At 75.1% G+C, this 8,441-nt stretch carries 7 protein-coding genes; 4 read left to right on the top strand and 3 right to left on the bottom strand.

Going from position 1 to position 8,441, the window contains the following annotated elements; all coding sequences use genetic code 11:
* Positions 1–209: 209 nt before the first annotated feature.
* Positions 210–1,196 carry an aldo/keto reductase gene (locus ACIRPH_RS27355; protein ID WP_402919366.1) on the bottom strand — a complete coding sequence of 329 codons (987 nt, stop codon included), beginning with the start codon at positions 1,194–1,196 and terminating at the stop codon, positions 210–212.
* Positions 1,197–1,470: 274 nt separating this feature from the next.
* Here ACIRPH_RS27355 and ACIRPH_RS27350 point away from each other — a divergent pair, with 274 nt between their 5' ends.
* Positions 1,471–2,691, top strand: coding sequence for an MFS transporter (locus ACIRPH_RS27350; RefSeq protein ID WP_402919364.1), 1,221 nt, complete (start codon positions 1,471–1,473; stop codon positions 2,689–2,691).
* A gap of 52 nt (positions 2,692–2,743) precedes the next feature.
* On the opposite strand, the gene ACIRPH_RS27345 is transcribed toward ACIRPH_RS27350, so the two are convergent.
* Positions 2,744–3,844, bottom strand: coding sequence for a cytochrome P450 (locus ACIRPH_RS27345; protein WP_402919362.1), 1,101 nt, complete (start codon positions 3,842–3,844; stop codon positions 2,744–2,746).
* Positions 3,826–5,157, bottom strand: a complete 1,332-nt coding sequence (locus ACIRPH_RS27340; RefSeq protein WP_402919360.1) for a cytochrome P450 — start codon at positions 5,155–5,157, stop codon at positions 3,826–3,828. The genes ACIRPH_RS27345 and ACIRPH_RS27340 overlap by 19 nt, the downstream gene beginning before the upstream one ends.
* Positions 5,158–5,893: 736 nt before the next feature.
* Here ACIRPH_RS27340 and ACIRPH_RS27335 point away from each other — a divergent pair.
* From ACIRPH_RS27335 to ACIRPH_RS27325, 3 genes are read left to right on the top strand one after another with little or no spacing between them, the layout of a single operon-like run.
* The gene (locus ACIRPH_RS27335) at positions 5,894–6,196 is read left to right on the top strand and encodes an urease subunit gamma (protein WP_402919358.1); all 303 of its coding nucleotides are present in this window, start codon (positions 5,894–5,896) and stop codon (positions 6,194–6,196) included.
* Positions 6,193–6,732, top strand: a complete 540-nt coding sequence (locus ACIRPH_RS27330; protein ID WP_402919356.1) for an urease subunit beta — start codon at positions 6,193–6,195, stop codon at positions 6,730–6,732. Before ACIRPH_RS27335 ends, ACIRPH_RS27330 begins: the two co-directional genes overlap by 4 nt.
* On the top strand, positions 6,729–8,438 hold the full coding sequence (locus ACIRPH_RS27325; protein WP_402919354.1) for an urease subunit alpha: 1,710 nt from the start codon (positions 6,729–6,731) through the stop codon (positions 8,436–8,438). The genes ACIRPH_RS27330 and ACIRPH_RS27325 overlap by 4 nt, the downstream gene beginning before the upstream one ends.
* The last annotated feature ends 3 nt before the right edge of the window (positions 8,439–8,441 follow it).

Here is an 8,441-nt window from a genome sequence, read left to right as displayed (position 1 = left end):
GTGCGGGGCGGGGTGTCTGCGCCGCCCCGGGGCGGGGGCCGCCGGCCCCCCCCCCCCCGGCCCCCCCCCGCCCCCCCCCCCCGGCCCCCGGGGGGGGGGGCGGCCGTTCCGCGTGTCGCCGCCGGGGCCTGCGGCGCCGGCCCGCGGGAGGGTCCGCCGGGCCGGCGGACCGCCGGTCCTGCCGGTCCCCGGGGAGGAGGGCCGCGCGGTCAGTGCGCCGCGTCGAGGCGCGAGCGCTGGTCCGCGGTCAGCTCCAGGTCGACGGCGGCCAGGCTCTCCTCCAGCTGGGCGACGGACGACGCGCCGACCAGGGGGATGATCGGCAGTTCGCCGCCCATCTGCCAGGCCAGCACCACCTGGTTCACCGTCGCGTCCGCCTCGCGCGCCACCGCGCGCAGGACCTCCAGGCGCGCCCTGGTGCCGGGGTGGTCGTAGTCGCGGGGCAGCGGCTTGTCGTCCCGGGTGTAGGCGCCGCCGAGCAGGGGAGAGTACGCGACCAGGGCCAGGCCGGGCTCCGCGCGCAGGTAGCCGAGCAGGTCGGGGCCGGCCGCGGCGATGCTGCCGTCCCGGGACAGGGCGTCGGGGATGTCCGTGCGCGGGCGCAGGTGGCTGTGCTGGTACTGGAGCACCTCGTAGCCGGGCAGCCCGGAGGCCGCCGCCAGGGCGCGGGCGCGCTCGACCCGCCACGCCGCGTGGTTGCTGACCCCCAGCAGACCCACCGAGCCCTCGGCCACGAGCTCGGCGAACGCCCCGACGGTCTCGGCCACGGGCACGGTGCGGTCCTCGATGTGCGCGTAGAGCAGGTCGAGGGTGTCCATGCCGAGCCGCTCCCTGCTGCGCTCGGCCGACTCCCGGATGATCTTGGCGGACAGCCCCTCGGGGTTGTCGGTGAAGCTCGTCCCCGGGGCGAGCGGGCGCGCCCCGAGCTTGGTGGCGACGACGACCTCGGAGCCGATGCCCCGGCTGCTCCGCCAGCGGCCGAGCAGTTCCTCGCTCTGCCCGCCCTGGCCGCCGTCCGTCCAGAAGGCGTAGTTGCCGGAGGTGTCGACGAACGTGCCGCCGGCCTCGACGTAGCGGTCCAGGACGGCGAACGACGTCCTCTCGTCGGTCACCGAGCCCATGAGCATCGCGCCCAGGGCGAGCACGCTCACCTCGCGCCGGGTTCGCGGGTCACTGCCGATGGTGCGGTACCGCATGGTGGTCCCCTCGGTTCCGGGCCCGTCCGTCGACCGGGCCTCCGAAGGAGAGTCTGGGTCCTGGAGCGCGCTCCAGGTCAAGTCCCGGCGGAGGTCCTTCCGCGGCCGGGACCGGCCTCCGCAGGGCCGCCTGGGCGTCCGCGCAGGCGGGGAGGCGTCCGACGCGGCGGCCCGGGGCCGGTCGTGGCGCGTGTCGGCAGATGAAGCTTAACGAGTGTTAAGAAAAGGGCGGAAGTCCCCTCCCCGGCGGAGGGACGCGCCTGTAGAAAGGCGTGTGAGCAGACGACGGAAAGAGTCCCCCTCCCCGGCGCGCGCCGCCTCCGCGGCGGCCCCCCGCACCTGGACGCCCCTCCTCGCCCTGGCCCTCGGCGCTTTCGCCATCGGCTGCACCGAGTTCGTGGTCGTGGGCCTGCTGCCCCAGATCTCCGTGGACCTCGGTGTGCCCGAGGGCGCGGTCGGCCAGCTCGTCACGCTCAACGCGGTCGCCGTCGCGCTGGGCGCCCCCCTCCTCGGCGCCGCCACGGCCCGGTACGCCGGCCGGCCGGTGCTCGTGGCCTCCCTCCTGGTGTTCGGCGCCGCGCACGCGGTGGCGGCGGCCGCGCCTGCCTTTGCGGTCCTGCTGGCCACCCGCCTCGTGACCGGGGCCTGTTTCGGCCTCTACCTCGCGGTGGGGTTCGGCGCCGTCGCGCGCCTGGCGGCGCCGGGCGCCCGTGCGCGGGCGCTGGCCGTGTTCCAGGGCGGGATCACCACGGCCACGGCGCTGGGGAGCCCGCTCGGCATGCTGCTGGAGCACGGCTCCGACGGCGCCGGGGGCTGGCGGCTCCCGTTCCTGGCCATCGCGGTCCTCTCCGGGCTTGCCGCCCTGGCCGTGCTCCTCGCCGTGCCCGGGCTCGCCCCGGTGCGCGACCAGTCGCTCCGGGAGCGGTTCGCCGTCCTGGCGAGGACGCCGGTGGCGCTCGGCGTCACCGCGGTCGCCGTGTTCTGGGCGGGGACGTTCTGCGCCTTCACCTACCTGCTGCCCCTGCTGCGCGAGCGGGCCGGCCTGGAGGGCCTGTCGGTGGTCGGCGTGCTGCTGCTCGCCGGGGTGCTCGGCGTCGCGGGCAACGCGGTCGGCGGACGGGGCGCGGACCGGGCCCCGGGCGCCACCCTGGTGGCGGCCGTCGCCGCCGCCCTGGCCGGGCTCGTCGTGCTCTTCGCCACCGCCTCGTCCGCCGTCGCCGCGGTCGCCGTGGTCGGGATCTGGCAGCTCGCCGCGTGGAGCTTCGTGCCCGCGGTCCAGGCGAGGATCTACGAACTGGGCGGGGAGGCGGCGGTGTCGTTCTCCGTCGCCGCCTTCAACGCGGGCATCGTCCTCGGAGCCGGGGTGGGCGGGATCGCCCTGGAGAGCACGGGCCTGGCCGGGGTCGGGCTGTCCGCGTCCGTCCTCACGGGGCTCGCGCTGGTCCTCACCGTCCTCCTCGTCCGGCTCCGGCCGGGGGAGGGGCCGCGCGTGTAGGCGCCCCGGCCGACCCGCGCCGCCCCCGGGGCCGACGCGGGTCGCGGCCGGCTCAGCCCAGGACGACGGGGAGGCGGGACCTGCCGCTGGCCACGATGGAGGGGGACTCGGGCACGTCCTCCCCCTCGGCCAGGCGGATCCGCGGGAAGCGGGTGAACAGGGCCTCCAGGGCCGTGGTCCCCTCCAGCCGGGCCAGCCCCGCACCCAGGCAGAAGTGCGGTCCGTGCGAGAAGGCCAGGTGGCCGCGCTGCTCGCGGCGGAGGTCGAAGACGTGCGCGTCGTCGCCGTGCTGCCCCGGGTCCCGGCCCGCGGCGCCGAAGCCCATCAGCAGGGCCTCGCCCCGGGGCACGTGCACCCCGGCCAGGGTGACGTCCTCGGCCGTGTACCTCAGGGGCAGGTACTGGATGCTGGCGTCCCAGCGCAGCGTCTCCTCGACCGCGTCGGCCCAGGAGGCCCCGCCGGAGCGCACCAGCGCCAGCTGCTCCGGATGGGTGAGGAGGGCGTGCACGGAGTTGGTGATGAGGTTCATCGTGGTCTCGTAGCCCGCGCCGATCATGAGGATCAGCGTCCACACCAGTTCGCTCTGCGAGAGCTTCTCGTCCCCCTCGGCGCGGGCCTCCAGCAGCGCGCTGGTGAGGTCGTCGCCGGGGGTCCCGGCCTTCTCCTCGGCCAGTTCGGTGAGGAAGGCCAGCATGTCCGCGTTGGTCCGGGCGGCCTGCTCCGGGGTGACGGTCGCGTCGAAGACCCAGTGCATCAGCCCGTGGAGGGTGTCCCGGTGCTCGGGGGCGACCCCGAACAGCTCCGAGATCACCGTCATGGGCAGGGGCAGCGCCAGCGCGGCCCGCAGGTCCACCGGGCCGGGGCCGGAGGCCTCGGCGGCGTCGAGGAGGTCGGCGGTGATCTCGGCGACGCGCGGTCGCAGGACCTCCACGCGGCGGGGGGTGAACGCCTGCGAGACCAGCGTGCGCAGGCGGCGGTGGCGGTCGCCGTCCGCGGTGAGCATGTTGTCGGGGGCGACCCAGGAGATCAGCGGCCAGTCCATGGGGATCTCGCCCCGGGCCCAGGGGCCCCAGTGGCGCGCCTCCTTGCGCACGCCGGGGTGGGCCAGCGCCTCCATGACGACGTCGTGTCCGGTCAGCGCCCGAACAACCACGCCACCAGGGATCTCAACCTCGACGACGGGGCCTCGCCCGCGGAGTCCGGCTGTCTGGCGGTGGAGGTCGTAGGGGTGGAGGACGGGGATGTCTGCTGCCATGGGGGGGTCGTGCCCTTCGGGGTGTCGGGGGTGAAGGCGACGGGGAGGCGGGCCAGGGCCCGCGCGAACGGGGAGGGGCGCCACTGGGCCTCGTCCTCCGTCGTCCGCAGATCGGGCAACCGCTTGGTCAGGGTCTCCACCCCGACCTGGGCGATGGCGTAGGCGAACCCCTGTGCGGGGCAGCGGTGCGGGCCCACGCCGAAGGCGAGGTGGGCGCGGTTGCCCTGTTCGATGTCGGGTCCGCTGCCGGCCAGCCCGGCGTGCGCGGCGGAGTACCCGAGCAGGACCGGTTCGCCCGCCCGGACCACCGTGTCCGCGCTGACCCGCACATCGGTCACCGGGTAGAGGACGGGGTAGTTGTTGATGGGGGGCTCGCGCCAGAGCACCTGGTCGATGGCCTCGCCGATCCCCACCCGGGCGCCGCGGACGGCCTGGCCGACCTCGGCGTCGACCAGGATGGTGCGCGTGGTCCCGGTGATGAGGTTGGCGGTCGGCTCCGCCCCCGCCCCGATGGTCACGACGAGCTGGTGGAGGAGTTCGTCGTCGGTGAGGCCGGCGCGGTGCTGGAGCAGCCAGGAGGTGATGTCCTCGCCGGGCTCGGCGTGCTTGGCCGAGATGGCGTCGGACAGCGCGCGCTCGTACTCGCCGTTGGCCCTGGCCGCGTCCACGCCGTCCCACAGGTCGCCGAGGGAGGTCAGGACCCGGCGGCCGATGTCGGGCGAGAAGCCGAAGAGGTCGGACATGACCAGCAGCGGCAGCAGCCGGGCGTACTCGGAGACGAGTTCGGCGCTGCCCCGCGCGCAGAAGGCGTCGATGAGGGTGTCGGCGTGCAGGCGGGTGATGTCGCCGACCCTGCTCTCGGGGACGCGCCCCAGGGAGTCGGTGATCGAGCGTTTGAGGCGGGCGTGCTCGTCCCCGTCGGCGAAGAGCAGGTTGGGCCGGTGGGCCATCATCGCCACGACCGGTGCGTCGTCGGGGACGCGCCCCTCCCGCCAGTCGAGCCAGAGCCGCGAGTCGCGGACGAAGGTACGGGTGTCCCGGCACCAGGCGGTGATCATCGCGTAGTCCGCGACGACCCAGGCGCGGACGCCGGGGGAGATCTCGACGGGGAAGACCGGTCCGTGTTCCTCGGTCATGCGTCGGTTGACCTTGTGCGGGTCCGCGTGGAAGTCAGGGGAGTGGAGTTCGGCGTAGGGGCAGCGGGAAGCCACAGGTGTCCTGTCCTCTGGGGTGGGGAGGCCGCAGAGTCTAGTAGGACACAGCGAACTCCGGCCACATTGGATCACACGCGAAATCCCCGTACCACAGGGGGTTCCGGTTCCGGACGGTACCGGTCCCCGCGTCCCGGCCCTCCGACGGGGCGGCGCCGCGTCCCCCGCGCGGGAACGGCCGGGGCGGGCGGGGGCTTTCCCCAGGGTGGAGGGGCGCCACGCCCGGGCGCGGCCGGCCGGACCGCCCCGGCCGCGGTTCCGCCGCCGGGCGGGATCGCCCGGAGCCGTGCCCGCCCCGTCCGCCCCCCCGTCGCCATGGTGATCTTCCCCACTGGCCGGGGGTGTGGCGCGCGCCGTCCGGGAGGCGCGGCGCGGCCGCGGCGGGCGGGGTCCGGAGCCCCCGGCCGACGCCCGCCGCCGGGCGGTCGGCCGACGGTTCCGTGCCGTCGGCGCCGGAGCGCCGGATCGCGCGAAAATCATGGGATGACAGGGCCTATGGAGCCCCGCGGTGCCGGGAAAGACGCGGACCGGCGGCATCCGGAAGGGGACGGCCGGAGCCGTCCGGGGCCGCGCACCGCGCCGTCCGCGGCGGCGCCGGGGCGCTCCCGGCCCGGGCCCCGCCGGGCGGTGCCCGGTGGCCCGGCGAGGTCCTCACCTGCGCCTGTGCCCCGCGCCTCCTGCTAAGACTAGGTCCGTGCCCACCACCGCGTGGGTCGGAACTGTTGAGAGGTGGTTCATGCATCTACTTCCATCGGACACCGAGAAGCTGTTGCTCGCCGTCGCCGGGATGATCGCCCGCGACCGGCGCGAGCGGGGCGTCAAGCTCAACCATCCCGAGTCGGTCGCCCTGCTGTCCTGCTGGGTGATCGAGCGGGCCCGCGAGGGGGCCCGCGTCGCCGACCTCATGAACGACGGGCGCGGCGTCCTGCGCCGGGACGAGGTCATGGACGGTGTGGCGGAGATGATCCCCAACGTCCAGGTCGAGGCCACCTTCCCCGACGGCCGCAAGCTCGTGACGATCACGGAGCCGATCCAGTGATCCCCGGCGAGATCCGCACCCGTCCCACCCCCCTGGTCCTCAACGGGGACCGCGAACGCCTCTCCCTCGTGGTGGTCAACACGGGGGACCGTCCCATCCAGGTGGGCTCCCACCTCCACTTCCCCGACGCCAACCCGGCCCTGCGGTTCGACCGCGAGGCGGCCGGCGGCTTCCGGCTGGACATCCCCGCCGGCACCTCGGTGCGACTGGAGCCGGGGGTGAGCCGCACCGTGGAGCTCGTGGCCCTCGGCGGCCGCCGCCACGTGCCCGGCCTCCAGATCCGCGACCTGGCCCGGGAACCCGGCGCCGAAGAGCGCGTTCCGCGACCGGTCGTCCCCTTCGGCACCCCGGGCGTGGACGTGCCCGAACCCGCGCGCGCCTCCGGCGCCGCCATGCGGGTCGGCGACGCGGACGCCCACGACGGCGACCCCGCCGAGGTGGTCCCCGTCCAGACACCCCGCCCCGACACCGCCGGCCCGGACACCGCCGCCGGCCAGGACGTGGCCCCTGCCGACACCGAGGAGCGCGACCAGTGAGCCGCATCGACCGCCGCGAGTACGCCCAGCTGTACGGTCCCACCGTCGGCGACCAGATCCGCCTGGCCGACACCGACCTGTGGATCGAGGTCGAGGAGGACCGCACGGCGGGAGGCGACGAGGCCGTCTTCGGCGGAGGCAAGACCATCCGCGAGTCGATGGGGCAGGGGCTGACCACGCGGGCCCAGGGGGCGCTGGACGTGGTCGTCACCAACGTCGTGGTCATGGACCACTGGGGCATCGTCCGCGGCGACGTGGGCATCCGCGACGGGCGCATCGTGGCCGTCGGCAAGGCGGGCAACCCGGACGTGATGGACGGGGTGCACCCGGATCTGCTGATCGGTCCGGGCACCGACGTGATCGCGGGCGAGGGCAAGATCCTCACCGCGGGCGCCGTGGACACCCACGTGCACTTCCTCAGCGAGATCGAGATGCACGAGGCGCTCGCCACCGGCACCACCACCGTGATCGGCGGCGGCACCGGGCCCACCGAGGGGTCGAAGGCCACCACGGTGACCGCGGGCGCGCACTCGCTGCGGACGATGCACCGGGCCCTGGACCGGTTCCCGCTCAACGTCATGCTGTTCGGCAAGGGCAGCACCGTCTCCGCCGAGGCCCTCGCCGAGGACGCCCTGGCCGGGGCGGGCGGCTACAAGGTCCACGAGGACTGGGGCGCCACCCCGGCGGCGATCGACGCCGCGCTGCGGGCCGCCGACGAGTTCGGCCTCCAGGTGGCGCTGCACGCCGACTCGCTCAACGAGACCGGGTACGTCCAGCACACGCTGGAGGCCATCGCCGGGCGCGGCATCCACGTGTTCCACGCCGAGGGCGCGGGCGGCGGCCACGCACCCGACATCATCGTCACCGCCGGCGAGGCGAACGTGCTCCCGGCCTCCACCAACCCGACCCTGCCGTTCACGGTGAACACGGTCGACGAGCACCTGGACATGCTGCTCGTCGTGCACCACCTCAACCCCCGGGTCCCGGAGGACCTGGCCTTCGCCGAGTCCCGCATCCGGGCCTCCACGATGGCCGCCGAGGACGTCCTCCAGGACATGGGCGCCCTCTCCATCACCTCCACCGACGCGCAGGCGATGGGGCGGATCGGGGAGCTGGTCTGCCGCACCTGGCAGGTGGCGCACGTGATGAAGAACCAGTTCGGGCCGCTGTCCTCGGACCTGCCGGCCGACAACGCCCGCGCCCGCAGGTACGTGGCCAAGTACACGATCTGCCCGGCGGTGGCGCACGGGATCGACCACGTGGTCGGTTCCGTGGAGCCCGGCAAGATGGCCGACCTCGTGCTCTGGGACCCGGCGTTCTTCGGGATCCGCCCGTCCGCGGTGATCAAGTCCGGTGCGATCGTCGCCGCGCCGCTGGGCGACCCGAACGGGGCCGTGCCCGCGCCGCAGCCGGTGCTGCTGCGCCCCGCGCTGGCGGCCCGGGCGTCCTCCGCCGCCGACCTGGCGGTGACCTTCGTGTCCCCGCTGGCGATCGAGGACGGCCTGGCCGACAGGCTGGGGCTGCGCCGGGAGCTGGTGGCGGTACGCCCCACCCGCGGCGTCACCAAGGCGGACATGCCCAACAACACCGCCCTGCCCGACATCGACGTGGACCCCGAGACGTTCGCGATCAGCATCGACGGCGAGTTCGTGCGCCCCCGGCCCGTGGACGAGGTACCGCTCGCGCAGCGGTACACGTTGTTCTAGGCG

Source organism: Nocardiopsis sp. NPDC101807 (assembly GCF_044766605.1).
GTDB classification, from domain to species: Bacteria; Actinomycetota; Actinomycetes; order Streptosporangiales; family Streptosporangiaceae; genus Nocardiopsis; species Nocardiopsis tropica.
Note: the sequence above shows the minus strand (reverse complement) of the source record. Positions and strands in the feature narration are given on the sequence as shown.

Bases quoted from the DNA above. Each gene is read 5' to 3' on its own strand.
- ACIRPH_RS27355 (WP_402919366.1), bottom strand. From the start codon at position 1,196: ATGCGGTACCGCACCATCGGCAGTGACCCGCGAACCCGGCGCGAGGTG.
- ACIRPH_RS27335 (WP_402919358.1), top strand. From the start codon at position 5,894: ATGCATCTACTTCCATCGGACACCGAGAAGCTGTTGCTCGCCGTCGCC.